Annotated in this window: 22 protein-coding genes; 11 read left to right on the top strand and 11 right to left on the bottom strand. The window is 55.5% G+C overall.

All coding sequences use genetic code 11. The features are described from left to right. From MKX42_RS32210 to MKX42_RS32220, 3 genes are all read left to right on the top strand, one after another. Complete coding sequence (locus tag MKX42_RS32210; protein WP_340757470.1) at positions 1-294, top strand: thiamine-binding protein; 294 nt, start codon at positions 1-3, stop codon at positions 292-294. Further along, a complete protein-coding gene (locus MKX42_RS32215; RefSeq protein WP_340757471.1) occupies positions 291-1,052 on the top strand; it encodes an ABC transporter permease in 762 nt (253 codons plus the stop codon). Before MKX42_RS32210 ends, MKX42_RS32215 begins: the two co-directional genes overlap by 4 nt. An 80-nt stretch (positions 1,053-1,132) precedes the next feature. After that, positions 1,133-1,957 (top strand): ABC transporter ATP-binding protein, encoded by an 825-nt coding sequence (locus MKX42_RS32220; RefSeq protein ID WP_340757918.1) that lies wholly within the window; start codon positions 1,133-1,135, stop codon positions 1,955-1,957. A 611-nt stretch (positions 1,958-2,568) separates the two neighbouring features. On the opposite strand, the gene MKX42_RS32225 is transcribed toward MKX42_RS32220, so the two are convergent. The 6 genes from MKX42_RS32225 to MKX42_RS32250 form a co-directional block, all read right to left on the bottom strand. Beyond that, the gene (locus MKX42_RS32225; protein WP_340757472.1) at positions 2,569-3,171 is read right to left on the bottom strand and encodes a response regulator transcription factor; all 603 of its coding nucleotides are present in this window, start codon (positions 3,169-3,171) and stop codon (positions 2,569-2,571) included. Beyond that, entirely contained in the window at positions 3,168-4,325 is a 1,158-nt protein-coding gene (locus tag MKX42_RS32230) for a sensor histidine kinase (protein ID WP_340757473.1), read from the bottom strand. Before MKX42_RS32230 ends, MKX42_RS32225 begins: the two co-directional genes overlap by 4 nt. A 3-nt stretch (positions 4,326-4,328) precedes the next feature. Next, a complete protein-coding gene (locus MKX42_RS32235; protein WP_340757920.1) occupies positions 4,329-5,066 on the bottom strand; it encodes an ABC transporter permease in 738 nt (245 codons plus the stop codon). Continuing rightward, positions 5,066-5,977: an ABC transporter ATP-binding protein gene (locus MKX42_RS32240; RefSeq protein ID WP_340757474.1), complete on the bottom strand. Its 912-nt coding sequence runs from the start codon at positions 5,975-5,977 to the stop codon at positions 5,066-5,068. The genes MKX42_RS32235 and MKX42_RS32240 overlap by 1 nt, the downstream gene beginning before the upstream one ends. 273 nt (positions 5,978-6,250) lie before the next feature. Next, positions 6,251-6,838, bottom strand: a complete 588-nt coding sequence (locus MKX42_RS32245; protein WP_340757475.1) for a TetR/AcrR family transcriptional regulator — start codon at positions 6,836-6,838, stop codon at positions 6,251-6,253. A 109-nt stretch (positions 6,839-6,947) separates the two neighbouring features. Next, entirely contained in the window at positions 6,948-8,210 is a 1,263-nt protein-coding gene (locus MKX42_RS32250; RefSeq protein ID WP_340757476.1) for an alpha/beta hydrolase family protein, read from the bottom strand. A 448-nt stretch (positions 8,211-8,658) separates the two neighbouring features. On the opposite strand from MKX42_RS32250, the gene MKX42_RS32255 reads away from it, so the two are divergent. Beyond that, positions 8,659-8,838 carry a hypothetical protein gene (locus tag MKX42_RS32255; protein ID WP_340757477.1) on the top strand — a complete coding sequence of 60 codons (180 nt, stop codon included), beginning with the start codon at positions 8,659-8,661 and terminating at the stop codon, positions 8,836-8,838. Positions 8,839-8,980: 142 nt separating this feature from the next. On the opposite strand, the gene nfsA is transcribed toward MKX42_RS32255, so the two are convergent. Both nfsA and MKX42_RS32265 read right to left on the bottom strand, forming a co-directional pair. Further along, a complete protein-coding gene (gene nfsA, locus MKX42_RS32260) occupies positions 8,981-9,733 on the bottom strand; it encodes an oxygen-insensitive NADPH nitroreductase (protein ID WP_340757478.1) in 753 nt (250 codons plus the stop codon). A 114-nt stretch (positions 9,734-9,847) separates the two neighbouring features. After that, complete coding sequence (locus tag MKX42_RS32265; protein ID WP_340757479.1) at positions 9,848-11,191, bottom strand: aminotransferase-like domain-containing protein; 1,344 nt, start codon at positions 11,189-11,191, stop codon at positions 9,848-9,850. A gap of 208 nt (positions 11,192-11,399) precedes the next feature. Here MKX42_RS32265 and MKX42_RS32270 point away from each other — a divergent pair, with 208 nt between their 5' ends. Beyond that, on the top strand, positions 11,400-12,338 hold the full coding sequence (locus MKX42_RS32270) for a DMT family transporter (protein ID WP_340757480.1): 939 nt from the start codon (positions 11,400-11,402) through the stop codon (positions 12,336-12,338). Positions 12,339-12,504: 166 nt separating this feature from the next. Here the strand turns inward: MKX42_RS32270 and MKX42_RS32275 are convergent, their stop codons facing one another. From MKX42_RS32275 to MKX42_RS32285, 3 genes are all read right to left on the bottom strand, one after another. Then, positions 12,505-14,958, bottom strand: coding sequence for a heavy metal translocating P-type ATPase (locus MKX42_RS32275; RefSeq protein ID WP_340757481.1), 2,454 nt, complete (start codon positions 14,956-14,958; stop codon positions 12,505-12,507). A 118-nt stretch (positions 14,959-15,076) separates the two neighbouring features. Then, the gene (locus tag MKX42_RS32280) at positions 15,077-15,277 is read right to left on the bottom strand and encodes a copper ion binding protein (RefSeq protein ID WP_036732845.1); all 201 of its coding nucleotides are present in this window, start codon (positions 15,275-15,277) and stop codon (positions 15,077-15,079) included. A gap of 542 nt (positions 15,278-15,819) precedes the next feature. Beyond that, positions 15,820-16,167 carry a metal-sensitive transcriptional regulator gene (locus MKX42_RS32285; RefSeq protein ID WP_340757482.1) on the bottom strand — a complete coding sequence of 116 codons (348 nt, stop codon included), beginning with the start codon at positions 16,165-16,167 and terminating at the stop codon, positions 15,820-15,822. Between the two features lie 268 nt (positions 16,168-16,435). Here MKX42_RS32285 and MKX42_RS32290 point away from each other — a divergent pair, with 268 nt between their 5' ends. The 6 genes from MKX42_RS32290 (at position 16,436) to MKX42_RS32315 (ending at position 22,944) form a co-directional block, all read left to right on the top strand. Then, positions 16,436-17,956, top strand: a complete 1,521-nt coding sequence (locus MKX42_RS32290; protein ID WP_340757483.1) for an MDR family MFS transporter — start codon at positions 16,436-16,438, stop codon at positions 17,954-17,956. Beyond that, the gene (locus MKX42_RS32295) at positions 17,934-18,524 is read left to right on the top strand and encodes a PadR family transcriptional regulator (protein ID WP_340757484.1); all 591 of its coding nucleotides are present in this window, start codon (positions 17,934-17,936) and stop codon (positions 18,522-18,524) included. The genes MKX42_RS32290 and MKX42_RS32295 overlap by 23 nt, the downstream gene beginning before the upstream one ends. 232 nt (positions 18,525-18,756) lie before the next feature. Beyond that, positions 18,757-19,734, top strand: a complete 978-nt coding sequence (locus MKX42_RS32300; protein ID WP_340757485.1) for an aldo/keto reductase — start codon at positions 18,757-18,759, stop codon at positions 19,732-19,734. A gap of 601 nt (positions 19,735-20,335) precedes the next feature. Beyond that, positions 20,336-21,643 (top strand): hypothetical protein, encoded by a 1,308-nt coding sequence (locus tag MKX42_RS32305; RefSeq protein ID WP_340757486.1) that lies wholly within the window; start codon positions 20,336-20,338, stop codon positions 21,641-21,643. A gap of 1 nt (position 21,644) precedes the next feature. Further along, positions 21,645-22,247: a signal peptidase I SipW gene (gene sipW, locus MKX42_RS32310; RefSeq protein WP_340757487.1), complete on the top strand. Its 603-nt coding sequence runs from the start codon at positions 21,645-21,647 to the stop codon at positions 22,245-22,247. Positions 22,248-22,347: 100 nt separating this feature from the next. Further along, the gene (locus tag MKX42_RS32315; protein ID WP_209994436.1) at positions 22,348-22,944 is read left to right on the top strand and encodes a TasA family protein; all 597 of its coding nucleotides are present in this window, start codon (positions 22,348-22,350) and stop codon (positions 22,942-22,944) included. Positions 22,945-22,955 lie beyond the last annotated feature (11 nt).

Below are 22,955 nucleotides of genomic sequence, written 5' to 3' on the forward strand. Positions count from 1 at the left end.
ATGGCTAATACACTGCTCAGCATTCAGGTAATTCCGAAGACACCGAACAACGAGGATTCCATCCCTTACGTGGACAAGGCCATTGAGGTCATTCAGAAGTCAGGCGTGAAGCATCAGGTGAATCCGCTGGAGACCACGATGGAGGGCGAGCTGTCCGACCTTCTCGATATTGTGCGTGATATGCATGAGGCGCTGATCGCTTCCGGCAGTCCTAGTGTCATCTCCCAGATCAAGATCGCCCATAATCCGGGCGGCATCAGCATGGAGAAGCTGACGGAGAAATACCGGCCGTGAGAAGCACCTGGAAGCTAGTGTGGCCGCCCTTTGTGGCGGTCCTCTTTTTTGTCGGGATATGGCAGCTATCGGTCATGCTATTCGACATCCCGGCTTACCAGCTGCCCAGCCCCGCGGATATCGCGCGTGAATCGAAGAACAACGCCTCCGGGATCTGGGAGCACACCGCCGCCACGCTGCGGCTGACCCTGATCGGCTTCCCGGTCGGCACAGGCATCGGCCTGCTCACCGCCTTGCTGCTGCATCTGCTGCCCTGGGTCAAGCGGGCGATCTATCCGCTGCTGATCCTCAGCCAGAATGTGCCCTCCATTGCGCTGGCCCCGCTGCTGATTATCTGGTTCGGCTTCGGCCTGCTGCCCAAAATCATCCTGATCACCCTCGTCTGCTTCTTCCCCGTAGCTGTTGCAGCCATGGGCGGACTGGCCCAAAGCGACCGGGTGATGATGAATTATATGAAGATGGCCGGTGCGGGCAAGTGGCAGATCTTCACCCGGCTGGAGCTTCCCGGCTCCTTGCCCTCCCTGTTCTCCGGGCTCAAAATCTCCGCCACCTATGCGGTGATGGGCGCAGTGGTGGCCGAATGGATCGGCGCCGACAAAGGGATCGGCTACTATATGCTGCTGCAGAAGTCCTCTTACCGTGCGGACCGGATGTTCGTGGCTATCGCCATCATCGTGCTGCTGAGTCTCGTATTATTCGCGCTCATTGCCCTGCTGGAGAGATGGCTGGTGCGCTGGAAGCCGCGCAAGGATGCTTAACGTGTACGGAAGGATCATCCAGAACGGAAGTAACCATAATGCACTGAAGGAGGCTGGACGAAGTGTCTGAGCTTACGAGAATTGAACTGGAGAAGGCGGACGTAGATGGACGCCTGGGTACACGGAGTGTGCCGCCTGCGCTCGAAGTCAGCGGCATCAGCAAGTCGTTCCAGCACCGCCGCCGGGAGACGCAGGTGCTGGATCAGGTGTCCCTGACCGTGGAGCCGCAGGAATTCGTCTCCATTGTCGGCCCGTCCGGCTGCGGGAAAAGCACGCTGTTCCATATCATCGGCGGCCTTACGCTGCCGGATACCGGAACCGTGAGCATGAACGGCATCCCGGTGACCGGGCAGCGCGGCAAGATCAGCTATATGCCGCAGCAGCCCGCACTGTTCCCGTGGCGCAGCACACTGGATAACGTCCTGCTTGGCGCCGAGCTGCAAGGCGCCCCCAAGCGGGAGGCCCGCGAGGCTGCACGCCACTGGCTGGCGAAGATCGGCCTCGGCGGCTTCGAGCGGGCTTACCCGCACATGCTGTCCGGCGGCATGCAGCAGCGGGCCGCCTTCCTGAGGGCCATGCTCGCGCCGCAGGAGCTGATGCTGCTCGACGAGCCGTTCAGCGCGCTCGATGCGCTGACCCGCGAGCAGATGCAGCGCTGGCTGCTGGAGCTGTGGGAGGAGAACCGCCGCTCCGTGCTGTTCATCACCCACAACATCGAAGAGGCGCTGCTGCTCTCCACCCGCATCTACGTCTTCTCGGGGCGTCCCGGCTCCGTCCTCCACACCGTGGAGGTCCCGTTCCCGCGTCCGCGCCGCGAAGAGATCGCCGATTCGCCGGAGTTCCTCCGGATGCGGCGCCAGCTCTCAGAGTGGATGCGCGAGGAGCAGGCGAAGAGCCAGAGCTAAGAGGGGGTGCTGCGCTGGTGACTTAGCGGGATAAGCTTGCGCCCCTTGCTATGCGCATCTACAGCGCTCCTGATTCGGCACTGCCTTGTCTATAGCGGCACAACTCTATCTGATTGTATTTACTGCAATAGAATCTGCAATATTCCAGTCAAAATTCACTTCTGCTGTATTTCGTACAGCAGATTTTTGTTTATTTGCCGCAAAACACCACTTTCGAAGATTTCTGCTGTACAGAGTACAACAGAATAGGGTTAATCGCCGATTCAAGGGACATCTGTTGTATAAAATACAGTGGAGCTAACCATTCCACCCATAGCTGTATTACGTGCGATTAAAAGCAGCCAAAAGCATAGTTTGTCTGCTATAACTGTAATTGGTACAACTAAGTTAGCCCAAAATGAGTCAAAACCAGAATATACAGTTAGTTTAATTGCACCAAATTCAGCTATATGGAGTTTCGGCGGTACAACAGGCGATTTAGTTGTACAGAGTGCATGTAGCACATCGCATCATATAGCAAAACTGTTATGTTTCAAGGCATGGCTTCTCCAGACACATCCTGCATCTTCGTACACTCACCGCCCACCCCAGCCCAGCTTGCCCCTGCCTGCCTAGATCCAGCCCTTATCCTCCGCCAGCCGCACGGCTTCGATCCGGGTCTTGACCGCAAGCTTGCTGAGGATCTCCGAGATGTAGTTGCGGACCGTGCCATAGGAGAGGTGGAGCGCCGCGGCGATCTCTCCGGCGCTGCGGCCTGCGGCAGCCAGCTTCAGAATCTCCCGCTCCCGGTCCGAGAGCGGGTTCTCTTCACGCAGGCTGCCAAAGACCAGCTCGGGGGAGACCTCGCGGCCCCCGCCCATCACGCGGCGGATGGCATCCGCCAGCTTATCCACCGGCTCATCCTTCAGCAGATACCCCTGAATCCCGGCCTTCACCCCGCGCTCGAAATAACCGGGACGGGCGAAGGTGGTCAGGATAATGATTTTGGTGCGGCAGCCCCGCGACTTCAGCAGCTCGGCCACCTCCAGACCGCTCATCAGCGGCATCTCAATATCCATCAGACACACATCCGGCTGGACACGCTCGATCAGAGCCAGCGCCTCCGCCCCGTCTCCCGCTTCGCCCGCTACCTCAATATCATCCTCCAGATCGAGCAGCGAAGCCATCGCGCCGCGCAGCAGCCGCTGATCTTCGGCAATTATGATGCTGATCATGCCGTTTCCCCATCCTTTCCATCCTTAACTACTCTTGGTGTGACCACCGTCAGCCGGGTTCCCCCGCCGGGACCCGGAGCAAGCGTCAGTGAACCGTCAATCAGGGCCAGCCGCTCGCCCATTCCCTTCATGCCATTGCCGTCCCGTCGATCCGTGCTCTCCGAGCCGCAGGCATCTACCCCTATGCCGTTATCCTCCAGCGTAATCTGTACCTCGCCGGGTGTCATTACGATGCTGATCCGGCACTGGTCCGCACGGCTGTGCTTGACGATGTTGGTCACGCCCTCCTTGATGCAGAGGCTGAGAATACTCTGCGTCAGATCGGATACGCCTAGCAGTGCTGCATCCCCTTCAACTTCAAGCGCGATCTCCGCACTGCGCAGCATCTCCGCTGCCTCAGCCAGCTCTTCGGCAACTGAGACTGCACGCATCTCTGAGACCAGCTCCCGCACCTGGCGCAACGCGGCCCGCGAGGTCCGCTGGATCTCACGGGCTTCCGCCTGCGCCCGCTCGGGATTTTTGACAACCAGCTTTTCAACAAGCTGGCTTTTCAGCGTAATCAGCGACAATGTATGTCCCATCGTGTCATGCAGATCGCGGGCGATGCGCATCCGTTCCTCGCGCTTGATCATCTCTCTAATCACCTCATTGGCCTGATCCAGCTCCTTCTCCAGCATCCTCCGCCGGTTCATGGAGCGGATACCGAAGGGAGTAATCAGCATCATCAGCGCAAAGGGCACCATGAACAGCAATCCCCCCGTGCTGTACATTTGATCCAGGGACAGCAGAGCCAACGCGATCAGCATAGCTGTGAATATGGCCAAGGCCCGTCTGAACCGGTGCAAGTCGGTATACCAGCCGATAAAGTTGCTGGTGAAGAAGCCCATATACATGTTGTAGGGACTATAGACTACGGTTAGCACGACAATAATCAGCATCTGCAGCCCCAGCCAGGCCGTATACGTTCTCTCTTCCGCCCAGTAGAGCTGGCGGTAAATCACCAGGAACAGCAGGAGCAGCGCCACTCCCCACATCAGCTTATAGCCGCTGTAGCCATCGAGATTCAGCACCGGGAACACCAGATAGAACAGCCAGATATAGGGGAAGAAGCCGAATCTTTTCGGAAATATCCGGAACTGCTTACGTGCCACCATGGATTACACCGCTTCCTGTTTTCGCCTTATATAGACCGATAATAACATAAATACAGCCAGGTAACCGAGCAGCAGCAGTACGGCCTTCCACGACGGGGAATCTCCCGCTACAATCGCCCAGGCTCCATCTCCATAATTGTAGGACGGCAGCCAGTGTCCGATCTTCTGCATCAGCTTAGGCATAATCTCCAGAGGCATCCACATGCCCCCGGCCACCGCCAGCCCCATATAGAGCACATTGCTCACCCCGCTGGCCGTATCCACCCGCTTCATGGACCCGATAATCGTACCCAGCGCCAGAAAAGGCAGAGAGCCCGCAAGCAGCCACAGTCCGCTAAGCAGCCACTGCGCTGCTGTCAGCGATACCCCGTTAATCAGGTACCCGGCTGCGAAAATGCACAGAACCGAGAACAGATGCATGATGCTCTGACCGAACATTTTGCCGAAAAAATATACCGAAGACGGCAGCGGAGTAATGCGGATAAACGTATTCCAGCCCTGCGTCTGCTCCTGCACCAGCCGGACGCCGAGCGTCATAATCGCCGAGCCCATCACGCTGAAGGCCGCCATCGACATCAGATAATGCGCCTGCCACTGCTTCGTATCGTCCGTCCCCGTATTCACCACCCGGGTGAAGATGAAGTAGAACATAATCGGCATGAGCAGCGACCAGAATACATAATAGGGATTGCGGATAATCCGCAGCAGCTCTGCCTTGCACTGGGCCATCATAGGGTTCATCATACTGCCGCCTCCTCTTGATTCAGGGTCAATTGCTCGAACGCTTCATCCAGCTTCCCCTGGTCGATCCGTACATCCTGCACCGCCAGTCCGTTCACGAAAATAGCCCGCAGCGCCTCATCCGTATTCCCTGTCGACACATGCAGCCGTCCATCCTTCTCGTAGCAGCCTTCCACGGCTGGCAGCTCCAGCAATTGACTGCGCAGCAGCGCCGGGTCGCCGGACGCCAGGAAGGACAGCGACTTCTTGACCAGTCTCGCCTTAATCTCATCCGGGCTTCCGTCCGCTGCCAGCACTCCCCGGTTGAACAGCAGAATCCGGTCCGCGATATCCTCCGCCTCCTGCAGATAATGGGTGCTGAACAGAATCGTCTTGCCCTGATCGGCCAGTCCCCGCACCCTCTCCCAGAAATGCCGCCGCGCTGTCGTATCCAGCCCCACCGTAGGCTCGTCAAAAAACAGCAGATCCGGGTTGCCCGCCAGCGCCAGCGCGAAGCTGAGACTGCGCTTTTGCCCGCCGGAGAGCTTCTCCGCATAGCGGTTCAGATCCGTCTCCCCCAGCCCCGTCGCCTGAAGCAGCACCTCCATCTCCATCGGCTGCGGATAATAGCTGCGGATCAGGGCCAAAAGCTCCCGGACCTTCAGCCGGTCCATGACGCTGACCTCCTGGAGCATGGCTCCGGTCCGCTGCTTCACCCTGACATCTGCCGGCTTAAGACCGAACACCGTCACGCTGCCCTCCGAGGGCTCAAGCAAGCCCAGAAGCATCGCCAGTGTAGTGGTTTTGCCGGCCCCGTTCGGGCCAAGCACCGCTGTGATCGAGCCGCGACTAATCGTAAAACTCACCTGCTTTACCGCTTGCTTCTCCTGGAAGCTGCGGCTGACATTGTTCACTTCAATGACGTGTTCCATCGTGTATCCCTCCGTGTCCTTCTGCCCTCTTGGCTATATTGCTATCGTACCGGAGACCGGAGAGAAGCATCAGTATGGACTGTCACCGATTCAAAGTGACAACTGTCACCCGGCAACAAGTGGAAACGGCTTTACCGTCCTTTTAAAGACGGTACCGTTTCAGCGAGAAATAGAAGGATAATTTATCATGTGAAACATATAAGTTCTTATATTTAAATAAAGCGCTCCTGTCCACGATTCCGTTATCGTAGCAGGAGCGCCTCCGTGTTCATATTACTCAAACCTCAATTGTCCAATCGCCTGTTCCAGCATGTCGTTCAGCGTCTGACCTCCGGGAGGGGCGCTTACCCAATGGAAAACCGCTGTACGTATCGCTGCCATGAGCAGCGCGGCCAATAAGTCCGGATACAGGTCGAGCTTCACATCCTTGTGTGTACGTTCCGATATCACCTTGGCGAGCTCCCGCTCAATCTCGATCTCCACCTTCCGTGTCGCGCCGAACAATGCCGGATCATCACGAAGAAGGACTATGCGTGCATACCACTGACGGTCTGTAGTCTCAGCGAATCCTTCAAGTACAGCGGTGCGGATGGAGTCCTGAAGCGGTTCATCTGAAGGGCGGCCGGCAAGGGTAACCGCTATACGCTCGGAACGCTGATATGCATTGCCAACCATTGCGGCTTCTTTGGAAGCAAAATAGTTGTTGAATGTCCGCAGGGAGACATTCGCGGCTGCGGCAATATCCTCCACGCGAACCTGGCTGGCCCCTTTCTCCATGGCAAGTCTGCAGGCTACATCACTTAGCGTCCGCCTGGTCTCTTCCTTTTTGCGTTCTCTTAATCCCTGTTTTTCAGTCGTCATGTCCGTCTATGTCTCCATTCCTGTATGTAGTCAATTCTGTATGTAATCAAAGGCCTGCGGTGCTGAAAATTTCAGCACTACAGACCCTAGTATCATCTTGCGGAATTGTTTACTGCGCCACTGGAAGCTGAATGTTATAATCCAGTACCTCGTCCAGCCAGTCAAACATCACCTGGTAGCTGAGCGGCAGATTGTTCAACTGACAGTGCAGGTCGGCACCATCCTCTTCCGTCCCCTTGAAGATCGCATTCTTCTTGTTCGGAGCCTTCTCATAAGTGTCTATCGCCTGCCGCTGCATCTCAGGATGCTCTGCTTCAGAATACATGGAGAGCAGGGGACATTTGACGTCCTTCGGGTCCACTTCGATGGCTTCCCTGGCTACATGATACCACTCGGCAATACTGTCGAAGCCGTGCGACCAAGCCGATCCGGCGAAGAGGACCTGGCCGGTGTATGGCATTTTCTTAGTCTGCTCCGCCGCTTCTTCTGCACTGCCCCGGAGAAACGAAGGCATGCCGCGTTCAATGAAGGACGCCATGGAGTACACCGGTGAGTTGGGCACAGCCGCTGCGAAACGGTCGTCACAGCTGGCATGCACCATCGTCTTGGCCCCGCCATAGCTCATGCCGCTGACCACCAGCCGCTCAGGGTCCACATCCGGACGGGCCAGAACGAAATCCGTGGTGGTTCTGTAGACATTATGCAGCTCCTCACGCGGGAAGTTCCGGGCTGTCGCCTCCGGCTCATAGAATCTGACGCATACATCATACGGAAGATCTACGATCAGCGCGTTATATCCCCGGTCAATAGCCGCTTGCCCTCCGAGAAAATAGGTATCTTCCTTGTGCGTTTCCCCGCCGTTATGGAAAATAATCGTTGGCTTAGGCGCATTCCCGTGCTCCGCCTTCAGGAAGCAGCCCGGGAACTTATACCCCTTGTATTCCACCTCGACCCACTCATGGGGAATCTGCTCAGACTTCGCATCAAGCGCCTTGCGGAAGCATTCCACACTTTTGCCGTGATACCGCGCGAAATCCGGTTCATCCGGAAAAGCCCCGTAAAAGGCTGCCCGGTAATACGAGTGGGCACGGATAAATGCCTCACTGGCGCTGATCAGATGGCCCTTCTTCAGGCAGTTCTCTGCCGTAGCTTCGATCTTAACGGCTTCCTTCTCGAATTCAGTCTTCCAGCTGGTCAAAGAGCTGGGATCGATGTTCCGTGCAAGCTTGAATACTTCACCCTGTGACACGCCGCCGCAGTGTACGAACGAGAGCAGCCACTGGAACGTAAATTCAATATCATCGCGTTCGAAGAATACCTTGTGCGTCAAACGTGCAGCCACCTTTGTCTCTTGCCCGTCTACCTGTACCATACCATTCTCCTCCTTCTCGCATCTATGATTTCAAGATCATACGCAACAAAGCAGCCGCTAAGCTGAAGAGGGAATTTGGCTACGGCGCGATTCCGGGCCCGGGTGTTGGCGTCCAGCGAAATCCAACCTCTGACCAGATTTTAGCACTTTCCACATTTTTGCGCAACACGCAAAATTTCTTTTAATGCAATTTTGCAGTTAATGCAAAATAATTAAAAAGAAGATTACCCTCCCCTCGCTTCGGCTTACTCACCTTCACTCGAACCCATTGTATGTTGTTTTCGACATCCATTCACCCCGATCACCCTTGCAGTTGCATATTGTATGTCGTTTTCAGCACACATTCGTCCCGATACCCCGCAGTTGCACATCATGGTGACGTTCTGCCTATCTCCGGCCAATTTTGATGGTTTTCACTCTCTGCCTCAGCTTGTATGGAGCAACATTGTTGCAGTTTTTGCAGGATTTCTCAAGACATGTTACTGGCTGCGGTGCAATGTTGCATGATTTACAGGAATTTTGGCGTTTTGAGCAAGTTAGTGCTGGCTTTGTTGCATTTCGTGCAGGATTTCTGCATTGGCCGCTTCTATTACCCAGCATTGTTGCACTTTTGGCAGGATTTCTCTAAATATGTTACTGGCTGTTGAGTATTGGGGCCTGCGCACATTCGCACCAGACCATTATGTTCGATTTTCCGCGTACATTCGCCCCGCGCCCCTCCAATCCAAAAAAAGCCTCCCCCGCGACCACGGGGAAGGCTCACCAAATCGCTACCGCTGCATGAATCCCTTGCTAAGCAGGAATTCCTTCATGTGCAGCCGGGCAGGCTGAGCCAGCCGGCCGGCCATCATCTCCGACCAGGAGGCTGCGCTCTGGCCGCCGGTACGCTCGCGCATATAGTCGCTGGAGATGGCGTCGTATACGCGGGCCTGTTCCACTGCGGCTTCGGCATTGTAGCCGTTATGATGCAGCACTGCCGCCTGCGGCAGGCGCGGGCGGATACCGTTCACGGCGGCCGGATACCCGAGGCACATGCCGAAGACCGGGTAGACCAGCTCGGGCAGGCCGAGCAGCTCAGATACAGCGGCGATCTCATTGCGGATACCGCCGATGTAGACAATGCCAAGGCCGAGCGATTCTGCGGCAACGGCAGCATTCTGCGCCGCGAGCGCCACATCGACAGTCGCTACAATCAGGTTCTCGGCCGTGTCCTCATAGGACGGCTTCCCCTGCAAATGCGGAGCAGACGCCTCCCGCAGCCGGTACAGATCCGCACACCAGACCAGAAAGACCGGGCACTGCTCGATGTACGCCTGATTGCCGGATAAGGCAGATAACTGGGCTTTCAGTGCTGGCTCCGTTATAGCAATAACTGTGTACGCCTGGACATTGCTGGAGGTCGAAGCCATCTGTCCCGCTCCAATCACTGCTGCCAGCAGCTCGTCACTGACCGGCTTGTCCTGGTACTGGCGGACAGAGGTATGACGGTTCAAGAGCTCAAGGGTTTCATTCGTCGGTTTCATTATCGTTCCGCCTTTCTTCACTCCTATATAAGCCTATTATGATCCCATTTCACGGCTCAGACAACAAGGGGGGGGCCTTCCAGCCTCTTCCTCCCTCTTCCGCCTCTACGGCCTTTACCACCCGCTCCCCCGCTTTACCTCCTGGACAATCGCCAGGATTCCCTCATCAATCTGCGTAAGCCCCGCCCGGGAAATACTGATGCGCAGGAATTTCTCCCGGGTCTGGTAACCCGGCAGATAGAAGCCGTTCCCCGGCACCACGCGGATTTTCCGCCCGGCCAGGCGCTTGACCAGACGCTCCAGGTTGACGGTAACCGGCAGCTTGAACTGGATATAGATGCCGGAGCTGTCCGCAGAGGCTTCGATTAAGCCGTCTGTATTATGCCGCCCGAGTGCTTCGTATACCGCGCGGATTCTTTTGGCATACATAGCCTTAATCTTATGCCTGTGATGCCCGTACATCCCGTTCTTGATGTATACCTCAAGCGCGGCCTGCGACAGCAGCGAGGTATCGGTGTAGCCTTTATAGGAGCGGAAGGTCTCCAGCAGCGGCTGCGGTACCACCACCGCACCGAGCCGGAGGCCCGGGAAGATGATTTTGGAGAAGCTTTTGAGATAAATGACATGGGAGGTCTGGTCATACGCATAGATCGGGTCATAACGCCGTCCAATCCCCAGATCCGCCATATAATCATCCTCGGCAATATAGACATCGTATTTGGCTGCCAGTCCGGCAATGGCCTTGCGTTCCTCTGTGCTGTATGTTGTCCCGAGCGGATTGTGATATCTGGGCATCGTATAAAAAAATTTGAATCGCCCGCTGGCGAACTGCTCCTCCAGCTCCTGCAGGTTGATGCCCGCCGCCGAACGTCCGATTCCGCTCACCGGCAGACCCTCAGCCTCCAAATACCGCAGATAGATATCATACCCCGGCTGTTCCACCAGAATCTCCGTCCTGCCGCTGGGAAAAGGCATTCTGGCCAGTATCTCCAGCGCCTGCTGAATCCCCGAGGTAATCAGGATCGACTCCGCCTTGGCGAACACCTGATACTCCGCCAGATGCGACACCAGGGTGCGGCGCAGCGACTCCAGCCCCAGCGCATCGCCATAGGTAAACAGATGGTATTTGTACTGGTCAATCGCCTTATTGAGACAATGCTGGAAGTCCAGGTACGGAAAGACGTTAAAATCCGGTGAAGCCGAAGCAAAATCAACTGTCCCTTCACTCCCCGCCGCTTCCGAATCCGTAGTCTTGTCCACCATATAATAGCCGCTCTGCGGAATGGAGTAGATCGTATGCGTCCGCTCCAGCTCCCCGTAAGCCTTCAGAATGGTACTGACGCTACAGCCGTAGATTTCTGAAGCACTGCGCACAGACGGCAGCTTGTCTCCCGGGCGGTACTGCCCTTCCTTCATCTGCCTCTCAAGCTCTGTGATCACCTGATGATACTTGTTCATCGCCCGCCTCCGTTCACCGTCATTACTCTGCTATACCGTGTATTCTATCCTATTATTCTTCCCTTATTATATAGGGATCGTAGCAGACTGTACCGGTACAGTTGAGGAAAGCTTGTATTGTTGGTGTACGCCTTTTCCTTTAATTTTAAAGTAATAGATCGAATGTTTACAGCATCCAATCTTCACTAACCTACAAGGAGATGTACCCATGCACAAACAAGGACTCAAGCTGGCCTACAGCTTCGCCGTACTCAATGCGGTCATTATCGGCTTCTCCTTCCTGTTCACCAAAGTAGCTCTGGCACATGCCGGGCCGCTCGACACGCTAACCTTCCGGTTCGCTGCCTCTTTTGCCGTCATGTCGGTTCCGGTCGCCCTCGGCTGGGTCAAGGTTTCCTACCGGGGCAAGCCGATTGGCCGGGCCCTGCTGCTCGCCGCGATGTACCCGCTCGGCTTCTTCACCCTGCAGGTCTTCGGACTTCAGCGCGCCACCTCAGCCGAGGGAGGCATCCTCTATTCGTTCACTCCGGTGGTGACGATGATCATCGCCGCGATTTTCCTGAAGGAGAAGACCACCCTGCTGCAAAAGCTGTGCATCTTCCTCTCGGTATTCGGCGTGGTATTCATCTTCGTCATGAAGGGGAGCGGCATTCAGCTGTCCAATATGACCGGGATTGTGCTGTTGTTCATGACTTGTCTCGCTTTTGCCGGATACAGCGTGCTGGCCCGCTCCCTCTCCAGCCACTTCAGCCCCGCTGAGCTCAGCTACCTGATGATGGGGGTCGGCTTCGCCACCTTCCTGATCATCTCGCTTACCGGACATACAGTCAGCGGGACGCTTGGGGATTTCCTGAATCCGCTGGGAAGTGCAACGTTTGTCCTGTCCGCCGTATATCTGGGGGTGGTCGCCTCGCTGGTCACAACCCTGACTTCAACCTATATTTTATCCAAAATCGAGGCCTCACTTATGAGCGTCTTCACCAACCTCTCCACCATCGTATCCATTGCAGCCGGAGCGATCTTTCTGGGTGAGCAGATCACGGTCTATCACTGGATCGGATCAATCCTGATCATTGCCGGGGTCATTGGCACGAACCTGCTGGGCCGGAAAAAGACCGCTGCGGCTTCCGCAGCAGCGGGCAAATAGAGCAAGGATATACGGAATAGGTCTATATAAGGCGCATATTCCGGCGTTCGCCGCCCTCCGCTGCTTATAAAAAATAAAGAATCGCCGGCAGATGCTCGCCGGCGATTCTTTGAGTTGCGCCCTTCCGTCCGTCCGGATGACCCGGCTGCGGCAGACCGCATAATTCTTACAGCTTGACGCGCTGTAACCGCAGCGCGTTCAGTACCACCGATACCGAGCTGAAGGCCATCGCAGCTCCGGCCAGCCAAGGGGCCAGGAAGCCGAGCGCCGCAATCGGGATGCCGAGCGTATTGTAGGCCAGCGCCCAGAACAGATTCTGCCTGATATTGCGCATGGTCTTGCGGCTCATCAGGATCGCATCCGGGATACTCATCAGATCGCCGCGCATCAGCGTAATATCCGCCGCCTCCATCGCCACATCCGTGCCGGTGCCAATCGCCATGCCCGTATCCGCGGTCGCCAGCGCCGGAGCATCGTTGATGCCGTCGCCGACCATAGCCACCTTGACCCCGCCGCTCTGGAGCCTGCGGATCTCTTCCGCCTTGCCCTCGGGCAGCACCTCCGCCAGAACCGTGCGGATGCCCGCCTGATCCGCAATCGCCTGAGCCGTAATTTTGTTGTCTCCGGTAATCATGACAACTTCGATGCCCATGGCATGCAGCCGGGCTACCGCCTCGCGGGAGGTCTCCTTGATGGTGTCAGCCACAGCAATCACTCCCGCTACCGCATCCTCCACAGCTACCAGCATCGCTGTTTTGCCTTCCTGCTCCAGCCTGGTCATGATCCCTGTCCACGGCCCGATATCCAGCCCGTTCTCCACCATCATCCGCCGTGTGCCTACGCTTACCTTCTGGCCGTCCACTACCGCCGACACCCCGCGTCCCGGTACCGCCTCGAACTGGCCCGCAGGCGGCAGGTCGATCCCTCTGCCCTGTGCTCCGGCCACAATGGCCTCCGCCAGTGGATGCTCCGAGAGCTTCTCCGCAGCCGCTGTTATGGCCAGCAGCCGGTTCTCGCCAAGCACCCCGCCTTGCGAAGTTGTTGCTGTAGTCGCTGCGATATCGGTCAGCACCGGCTTGCCGTTGGTCACGGTCCCGGTTTTATCCACGACCACTACCTTCACGCCCTGCGCAGCTTCCAGATGCTCCCCGCCCTTGAACAGGATGCCGAACTCGGCGGCCCGGCCGGACCCGGCCATAATCGAGGTTGGTGTCGCCAGTCCCAGTGCGCATGGACAGGCGATGACAAGCACCGCAATGGCTTTTTCCAGGGCTTCCGCGAACTGCCCCGGCGCTCCCCAGATATACCAGACCCCGAAGGTTACGATAGCAATACCGACCACAATCGGCACGAAGATCCCGGAGATGACATCGGCAATCCGCTGGATCGGCGCCTTCGAGCCCTGCGCCTCCTCCACGACTCTGATAATCTGTGCCAGCGCCGTATCACGGCCGACCTTGCGGGCTTTGACCCGCAGCATTCCGTTCTTGTTCAGCGTAGCTCCGATAACGGAATCCCCAGGCTTCTTCTCCACCGGGATACTCTCGCCTGTGAGCATGGATTCATCAACGGAGGACAGCCCCTCCACGACTTCACCGTCTACAGGCACCTTGGTGCCCGGCTTCACCAGCACAATATCGCCGATCACTACATCCTCGACGGGAATACTCAGCTCTGCACCGTCCCGCAGCACCAGCGCAGTCTTGGCCTGCAGCCCCATCAGGCTGCGGATCGCATCCGATGAACGCCCCTTCGCCAGCGCCTCGAACCACTTGCCTACGAGAATTAACGTGATCAGAACCGCACTGGTCTCGAAGTACAGCTCCACGGTGTGGTGCATCCCGCTCATTTTCAGCGAATCAATCGTCAGGTATAAGCTGTAGAAATACGCCGCCGAGGTGCCCAGCACCACCAGCACATCCATGTTGGCACTGCCGTTCTTCAGCGCCTTATAGGCGCTGACATAGAACTGCCAGCCGATCACGAACTGAACCGGGGTCGCCAGCACAAGCTGGAACCAGGGATTCATGAATAGCTCAGGCGTCCAGATCCAGGTTGTGAACGAGAAGTGGCCCGCCATGGCCCAGAGCAGCGGTAGGGACAACAACGCAGAGATCATCCACTTATTCCGCTTGCGTGTAATCTCTTCACTGCGCTGCTCCGCGATATCCTTCCGTTCCTGCTTAAGTGACGCCTTATAGCCGATGCTGCTCACCTTATCCATAATCCCGGCTGGACTGACATTGGCCGGCGAATATTCCACATGCGCAGTCTCCAGCGCCAGGTTGACATTCACAGCCGCGATCCCCGGCATCCGTCCCAGCACCTTCTCAATGCGCGCCGAGCAGGCGGCACAGGTCATGCCGGTAATATCGAAATCCGCCGACTCCTTCAGCGTATCATAGCCCAGAGAGCGGATCTTCTCCTCCATTTGCGCCACATCTGCAACTGCCGGATCGAAGCCCACTGTAGCCTGCTCCAGCGCCAGATTGACATTCGCCCGGGATACCCCCTCCATGCGGGACAAGCCCTTCTCAATCCGCGTCGCACAAGCAGAGCAGGTCATGCCGGTAATTTGCAGCGTGGTCTGCTGCGGGGCGGACTCTGCACTCTTTTCCATCCTCATGCACCTCCATATACCCCTATGGGGTATATTTATTTTGAAAAGAAAAGGCATTGGCGCCCGGCCCTGTACCCCAGGGTTCCCTGCTCCAAGCCCTTATATTACAACCCTTAGCTCACACTACGTCGTAGCCCTGATCTTCAATAGCGGCCTTGATCTTATCCAGGCTTACTGTATTCTCATCAAATTCAACCGCCACCGTCTTCGCCGGCAGATCCACCTTCGCCGCAGCGCCTACACCACTAACAGCCTTCTCTACAGCACTTACACAATGACCGCAGGACATTCCTTCAACATTCAGTGTTACATTCGACATTTGAATAACCTCCTAATTGTTGTTGGTATACGCATAATTTGTGTTCATATTCGACAGCCAGCTATATAGATTTTGATACGCGAGGAAGGGATGGCTGTGCTTGATTGTACTTTGTACAACAGATACCGGATAAATCAGCCTCCAAATCAAATCTATTGTATTTTGTACATTAGATTTTCAACTTTTAGGCACTTTAACCTTATTTCCCTGATTTCAATTGTACGAAATACAATAGAATAGGTATTTGGATTGTTTAGCAGGAATTCTATTGCACTAAGTACAATCAGACCTTTGTTTGTCTCTTCTTCCTCACCACAGCCTGGAGAACTTGAACTATTCCCTACAAAGATGATAGTAACGGAGGGGAATTTTGAAACTGTAGGAGCGCCAGCGACCGCCTTTGTCCTCGGATTTCTACCGCTATGGCGGTATCAATCATGAAATCCGTGGACAACAGCGGCCGAAAGTTCAACAATCACCGCAGTTACGTCCTCATATTTGTACTTTTGATTCTCACAGTTCCATTTCTCCAGGCCCAACCCTTATTTCATCAGCTTGTTCACCGTAACCAGCAGCTCGTCAATCACCTCATGCTCACCGGCTTCGATCCGTTCGATAATACAGCTCTTCATATGGCCTTCAAGCAGCAGCTTGCCGACACTGTTCAGGGCCGCCTGCACCGCCGCCAGCTGATTCAGCACATCATCGCAGTAGGTATCCCGTTCAATCATGCCTTTCACTCCGCGGATCTGCCCTTCAATCCGGTTCAGCCGGGTCGTCAGCCCATTCTTGAATTCCGGGGAATGATGACTCTTGCGGTCGCCGGAAGCAGAAGAATGGCAGGCTTCGGCACAATCTTGTCCGGCAGGGTTCTTCTCATTTGTTGACACAGGAATCAGCCTCCTTATGTACCAATATAATATACCCCCCATGGGTATGTCAAGACCTTAGCGGACAAGTGCTCTCCACCCTCCTTTAGAGTACTTTGCCCTATTGTAGCTGGAATAAAGGTCCGGCCGATAAGGAATACCAAGTACACGCTTGCAAGTTCCCAAGCAGATCCCAACCCGTCTGTCCTCCTGAAAAAAACAATTGCCACCCTATTCAAATTTGAATATAATAAGATTCCATTGAATTTTAAACATAAAGGAGCTTAACATGCACACCAAAGAAAGTAATCTCAAGCTCGTCATTGTCGGACTGCTGCTCGGTATTCTGATGTCGGCCATGGATAATACCATTGTTGCCGCAGCTATGGGCACGATTGTGTCCGATCTTGGAGGACTGGATAAAATCGTCTGGGTCACCTCTGCTTATATGGTCATGGTTATGGCCGGCACCCCGATCTTCGGCAAACTGTCGGATATGTACGGGCGCAAGCGGTTTTTCATCTTCGGGCTTATCGTGTTCCTGATTGGCTCCGCCCTGTGCGGAACGTCGGCGAGCATTACCCAGCTCAGTATTTACCGTGCGATTCAAGGGATTGGCGGCGGTGCACTGATGCCGATTGCCTTCACGATTGTCTTCGACATCTTCCCGCCTGAGAAAAGAGGCAAGCTCACCGGACTCTTCGGCGCTGTCTTCGGGATCTCCAGTGTGATTGGGCCTCTGCTTGGTGCTTATATCACCGAATATATGAGCTGGCACTGGATTTTCTATATTAACCTGCCCATCGGGATTGTCTCGTTCTTCCTTATTATGACCTCCTACAAGGAATCCATATCGCATTCCAAGCAGCGGATTGACTGGGGCGGCGCTTTCACCCTGGTGGCAGGGATTATCTGCCTGATGTTCGCCCTGGAGCTTGGCGGTAACCAGTGTGCCTGGGATTCTCTGGTCATTCTCGGCTTGTTCGCTGCGTTCGCCGTGCTTCTAATCGCCTTCATTGTCATTGAAAAAATCGCGGCAGAGCCGGTCATCTCCTTCGCCATGTTCCGCCAGCGCCTGTTCGCAACCAGCAGTATCCTGGGGCTGTTCTATGGTTCGGCATTCATCGTAGCCACGGTATATATCCCGATCTACGTCCAGGGGGTATACGGCGGCTCGGCCACCAACTCCGGCCTGATTCTGATGCCGATGATGATCGGTACCGTAATCGGCAGCCAGTCCGGCGGTCTGCTTACCACCAAAACGAGCTTCCGCAACATCATGCTGCTGTCAGCAGTCTGCTTCGTGGGCGGGATCTACTCCCTCAGCACCTTGACCCCGGAGACCTCCCGGATGGCGCTTAATACCTTCATGGCCCTGACCGGCTTCGGAGTCGGCTTCTCCTTTTCCGTGCTCAGCCTGTCTTCGATCCAGCATTTCGACATGCGCCAGCGCGGCTCGGCAACGTCCACCAGTACCTTCATGCGCTCGCTCGGGATGACGCTGGGAATAACGATCTTCGGCATAATCCAGCGTAACCGCTTCGCCTCCGAGCTTAGTACAGCCTTCGGAGACAGCGGCCAGGCCGCTTCCTTCGGCGACCCGCGTTCCGCGTTGACGCCCGAGGCCAGAGCGCAGATTCCGCCGCCTGTCCTGGAGAAGATTACGAATTCACTGTCTTCGTCAATCTCGCATACCTTCTTGTGGGCCATCGTTCCGGCGGTGCTTACGGTGGTCTTCGTCCTGCTGATGCCGAAGGACCGTCTGCTGCCGCAGGGCAGCCAGCACGGTGCAAATCAAGGTCAGCGGTAAGCCCATGCCGATGAAGCTGCTGATTCTGGGAATTCTGCTGGAGCGGGATATGCATCCCTACGAGATCACCCTTGTTATGAAGGAACGCTCCATGGATCAAGTCATCAAGCTGCAGACCGGTTCCTTATATTATGCCGTTGACAAGCTGGCCGCAGGCGGCCATATCGAGGCGGTGGAGATCATTCACAGCCCGGACCGGCCGGATAAGACCATCTACCGCATTACGGATAAAGGCAAAGAATTGATGGAGCAGCTCATTCTCCAGCAGATTAAGAAAAGTGATCCGCCCTATCATCCGCTGTACATGGCCCTGGCCCTAGCGCGTCATATCGACCAGGACAAGGTGGCGAAGCTGCTGGAGGAACGCATCCGGGAGGCGGAGCATCAAGTGAATTATGCCTATCAAGTATACGAGGAGCATATCTCCATCGTGCCCCGCTCGGTGCTGCATATGATGTACGGCAGATATGAACATAGCCAGACCGAGCTGAAATGGCTGAAGCGCCTGTATGAGGATGTTGCCGTACGCAAAATGAATGATATCGGCGGACCCATTATCCCAGACTAAAAGAAGTAGCTAGCCGATATGATTGTTTAGCGAAGACCGTATGTGTTTATTAGGGAGCAAACCGCTGGCGGGCGGCTTGGGCATCCGGCTGTACTACAGTTTTTAAGGAGAAAGAGACCACCAAGCACCGCTCCTCCAGCGACAAGAGATACCACACCGGGTTCTGAAGGAGTGTGCTGCTACGGTAACATAACCGGAGCATTCTCAAGCTGAATATGATGGAGGGATCACATTGCTGAATGCGTTACCCCTTAACCGGCGCGGCATACCTGCCAGCCGTATCGCCCTTGGCTGCATGGGGCTGGGCGGCGGGTGGGACCGTGAACCGGTCACAACTGCGAATGTGAAGCAGGGGCATGAGGCGCTGGATGCGGCGCTGTCTATAGGCATTAATTTTTTTGACCATGCGGATATCTATACCCGGGGCAAGGCAGAGAAGGTGTTCGGGCAGATCTTCAAGGAGCGGCCGGGGCTGCGCGGGGACATCCTGCTCCAGTCGAAATGCGGCATCAAGCTGATGGAGCCGGGAGATATCTCCAATAGCTTCGACCTCTCCAAGGAGCACATTCTGTCCAGCGTTGATGGAACTCTCGCACGGCTGGGCACAGAGTATATTGATATCCTGCTGTTGCACCGCCCCGATCCGTTAATGGACCCCGAAGAGGTGGCGGAAGCGCTACATCAGCTCAAGGCCTCCGGTAAGGTGCGACACTTCGGCGTCTCCAACATGAGTGCTGCCCAGATCCAGCTGTTACAGACTTATTGCGACGAGCCGTTCATTGTCAACCAGCTGCATATGAGCCTGTCCCGGATCAGCTGGGTCGACGCCGTACTCAGCGTGAACCGCGACCCTTGGAAGGACATTACGTTCCCGGAGGGCACCATGGAGTATTGCCGTGCCGGGAACATCCAGCTACAGGCCTGGGGCCCGCTGGCCCAGGGACTCTTCAGCGGACGGCCGCTTGAAGGCCAGCCGGAGAATGTTGTGAATACAGCGGCCATGGTACGTAGACTCGCTGACGAGAAAGGTGCGACACCCGAGGCCATCGTACTGGCTTGGCTGATGATGCATCCCGCAGCCATCCAGCCCGTTATCGGCACCGTGAATCCGCAGCGGATCGCTGCCTGTGCGGGCGCAGACCAGCTGGATCTATCCCGTAAGGAGTGGTATGAGCTGTACGTCACCTCGCGTGGGGAGAAGCTTCCTTGAGGTTGTATTTACCTGGAAATCACATGAATAAACAGGTTCAGCGATATCGTACATTTTCATAATACTAGCGGAGAGGTACTGTCCTTTTATGGACAGTATCTTCTTTGCATCGGAATACACTAACCCACCGTTTAGCCAACTGGTGCAGCATCCGAATTGTGTTCGGTTTTTCGCATACATTTTGCCCACGCGCCTCCCGCTGACCGAATGTATTCGGTGTTCCGCATACATTCGGCCGGGTTACCTTCGCGCCTACTTTCGCCCCATTCAGGGGCACTAATGCCTCTCATTTCCACCTCCCGCCCACTATCAGCGGATAACTCCTATGCACTTTTCCGCCCCCCTCTTCTCCCCTCACCGTCCCCCGCTCCTCCCATCCACTCCAGTCATGTGTTCTTTATAAAGAACATTTGTGTAAAACAGCGATAACCGTAGTTACAGCGAGATATCCCACTAAATTCGTACTTTATTGCGAACATTTCGCTGAAAATAACATTTTTCTTTTCCGAGCGGAGCAGTGTATGATTTGCTTACGAAAACGTTCTTTATTAAGAACGAATATAACGAATAACTCATTAGCAAGTTGAGAGGGGGCTTAGCTATGTACCCCAGATCTGCCAAGCGGCGCAAACGAAAAACCGGGAAGCTCGGCCTGCGGATTCTGCAATCGGGTATGGCCGTATCTGTGCTTCTGATGTACACCTCGGGCCAGATCGGCAGCACCTATGGAGAGTTCAAAACCTCGCAGGAGCAGATCAGCTCCATCGGGCTATGCCCGGTATTCCCGGGTCAGATTGAACAGCTGTTGTCCGAATTCAGCGGGCACCTAAGCACCCTCATAGAGCTGAAATCTTCCCTTGGCAGCCATAACATCAGTGGAGTGTATAGCACCTCAGTCGCTACCGGAGAATTATCGCTTGCAGAGCTGGATCAGGCTGCGGGCGAGCTCTCAGCCCAACTCACTCAAGCTGACAGCGAGATCGGTCTGCTGGAGAAACAACTGGGCTTCAACGGGACGGTCTGGCAACAAATTCTGCAGGAAATCGGCTATGCAGCGGCCATTCTGCACAAGCTCGGAGGGTATATGCTGAATCTCGATCCTAACTGTCTGGAAATCCGTGATGCACAGTTCTTCGACCAGATTCAAGAGAGTCTTCATCAAAGCGGAATTCTGTCGGAGCCGCTGGCGGAGACGTTAAGCGGAATTGTGGAGTACCTTGGCTCGATTCATGATATCGGCGGATCATTGCCCACCGGCAATCCGGACCGCGTCTTTCTCCGGCAGGATGACTACGGCTTCCCTGCTGAAGAGCCTATTCTCTCGTTCGTAACCAGTGCTTATCAGGCAGATTCGCAGGTATCCCCTGCGCTGTTGGCCACGTATGAGCAGTTGACTACCGAATTAACGGCATCCAAGGATACCCTGTCCTCCACCATCCACACCTTGCAGGAACGGCTGGCAGAAATCGCTGAAACCAAGACGGCCCTTAAGGACAAGGCGAAGGCACAGCAAGAGGAAGAGGAACGCCTGGCGCTTGAAAAGGCCGAAAAAGCCAGAGCAGAAGCCGAGCGGCTCGCCAAAGAGAAGCAGAAGGCTGCTGACGAAGCGCTGGAGCTGGAGCATGAACAAGCCCAGAACCAGCCGCCCGCAACCAGTCCTCCTGACAAAAGCCAGCCGGCAGAGGAGCCCGCTACCGCAGCGCCTGTACAGGACAATCCAGTCCCCACAGCTTCAGCAGCAGCAGAGGTTATTCCCACTGCCACTCCGGCGCCTGAGCTTCTTTTACCGGAAGCAACTCCAGATCCATTACCCGGCAGCGTAATCCCGGGCAATGTATTGGACGGCGCGCAGCCTGCTCCTACAGCTACACCGTCTCCACAATCCGACACCAGCAAAGGCGGCGAATAAGATGCGCATCCGAAAAATAGCCAATACGATAATCTCCACACTGATTCTGATAGTGTTCCTGGTGCTGATCACAGCCGTTGTCATCTCCAAGGCCTCCGGCGGCGAGCCCTCCTTCTTCGGCTATCAGATCAAAACGGTATTATCCGGCTCCATGGAGCCCGGCATCCAGACCGGTTCCATTGTGGCCATTAAGCCGGGCGGGGATATGACCCGGTTCCATAAGGGCGATGTGATCACTTTTCTGAATCCCGATAATATCCTGATTACCCACCGCGTGGTCGATGCCGAGCTGAACAGTGCTCTGGGGGAAGCCAGCTACACCACCAAGGGCGACAATAATGATGCAGCCGACACCGCAGCCGTCAGTTCCACAAATGTGGTAGGTGAGTACACCGGCGTGACCGTCCCCTATGTGGGCTATGCCTTGAGCTTCGCAGTCTCCAAAGCCGGAAGCGTAGTGCTGATGATTGTTCCCGGACTGCTCCTGCTGCTCTACGCGCTGTATTCATCCTGGAAGGCTGTTGCGGCACTGGAAAAGAAGAATGCCTCCTCATCCGCAGCCAGCGCCGGCAGCCCGGATACTCTGACTGATCTCGTCCAATGATCAATTGTCCTCTCCCGTTTACGAAACGCGGAGCCACAATACAGCTTGCCGGAAGCACCGGCTATGCACTCAATAGACTCATTAAGAGAGGGATGAACAAATGAACGTCAAAAAAACATTAGGTCTCGGCGTTGTATCGGCAGCATTAGGCTTAACCCTGGTCGGCGGAGGTACCTTCGCTTACTTCAGCAGTACTTCGACTTCCTCAGCTTCTTTTAACAACGGAACCCTATCACTGCAATCTGATCCCTCCGTCATTGTGAATCTCAGCAATCTTAAGCCGGGCGACACGGTCTTACGGGACTTCAAACTCAAAAACGACGGGACGCTCAATATTCCCAAAGTGGTACTGCGCACCTCATCGGCCATTACAGACGCCCAGGGAGACAACGGCTCCCATAATTTCAAGGATGATATTATTGTGACCTTCCTCGTGAACAAAGATAAGAAGGAATCACCGCTCCTGGTCATCTCGCTGGCCGATCTGGAGCAGGAGAGTCCCGATCTGGTGGCCCGGGGAATTGTCGGAGCGATCTTAGGCGGAGAGAAGTCCGGCATCAAAGCCGGTACCTCGGATAACCTGACCATCCAGTTCGCCTTCAAGGAGACCCTCCAGCCGCAGAACTATTATCAGGGCGATACGCTTGCGCTGACTCTGAATTTTGAAGCTAACCAGGAAAAAGGCAGTCTCAAATAATTCCACAACAA

Origin of the sequence: Paenibacillus sp. FSL R7-0204 (assembly GCF_038002225.1) — a bacterium.
In the GTDB taxonomy this organism is placed as follows: Bacteria; Bacillota; Bacilli; order Paenibacillales; family Paenibacillaceae; genus Paenibacillus_AQ.